The organism is Vibrio sp. 1069 (assembly GCF_033340555.1).
The window spans coordinates 1-599 of record NZ_JAWOWP010000610.1 but is presented as its reverse complement, the minus strand read 5'-3'; the positions used below and the strand labels follow the sequence as shown (position 1 = coordinate 599).

The following is a 599-nucleotide window of genomic DNA, read 5'->3' as shown; positions in this document are numbered from 1 at the left end:
TCTACATTAACAACTTCAACGTGACCGTAAAAACCGATTTCTTGCGCCAGCTCAGGACGAGCTACTTCCCAAGGGTAGCCTTCCACACCACGCCATGCGTCAGGTGCTTCTTGTTGGCGACCGTCTTTGAACGACTGCTTAAACAGGCCGTATTCGTAGTGAAGGCCGTAGCCCACTGTTGGGAACTCTTGAGCAGCACATGAATCCATGAAACACGCAGCCAGACGACCAAGACCACCGTTACCAAGTGATGGATCGCGCTCTTCTTCTAGAAGGTCAGTTAGGTTATGACCTAACTCAGCCATTGCTTCTGTTACTTGTTCGTACAGACCCATGCTGATTAAGTTGTTGCCCGTTAAACGGCCAATAAGGAATTCTAGTGAAAGGTAGTTAACGCTCTTCGCTTGTTGGATGCGAGGATCAGTTTCTGTAGCAAGCAAATCAAAAGTAGTGAACTCAGCCAGTGCGCGACCCATTGCTAGGTACCATGCGCGGCTGTCTGCGTTTTCAACCGTGTGAGCGTAAGTTACGGAAAGGTGTTTCTTAACGCTGTCTTGGAAGGACTTCTTGTCAAATTGTTTCTGTTGAGTAGGTTTCAT

The 599-nt window shown here is 48.1% G+C and carries 1 protein-coding gene; it reads right to left on the bottom strand.

Features of this window, described 5'->3' with window-relative positions; genetic code table 11:
* A partial coding sequence (locus R7040_RS28040) for a glycogen/starch/alpha-glucan phosphorylase (protein WP_318097828.1) occupies window positions 1-599 on the bottom strand: 599 nt, incomplete at both ends.